Raw genomic sequence first — 248 nt, forward strand, 5'->3', positions numbered from 1 at the left:
GTTGAAGTCGATGCATTTTGTTCATGATCTGCATGAAGCATAAAGATTTTATCCATTGCCTTAGCAGTAACAGGATTAACTTTATATTCTTCAGCAGGTACAGAGAACATCATGTGTAAGAAGTTTTCTGCGTAGCTTAAATCGTTACGTGGGTATACAAACGGTTGGCCGATATTTGTTTTATAAGCCATTGCCGCGATTGTTGGTAACTTAGCAACAAGCTTAATTGCGCTTGTTTTACGTTGTTC

At 37.9% G+C, this 248-nt stretch carries 1 protein-coding gene; it reads right to left on the reverse strand.

Annotated elements, in window-relative coordinates; all coding sequences use genetic code 11:
- Positions 1-248: citrate/2-methylcitrate synthase (locus AAEY97_RS21425; protein ID WP_351001395.1), on the reverse strand; the 248-nt coding region annotated here is incomplete at both ends.

The sequence above is a fragment of the Shewanella sp. TB7-MNA-CIBAN-0143 genome (genome assembly GCF_040310065.1).
Classification (GTDB): Bacteria; Pseudomonadota; Gammaproteobacteria; order Enterobacterales; family Shewanellaceae; genus Shewanella.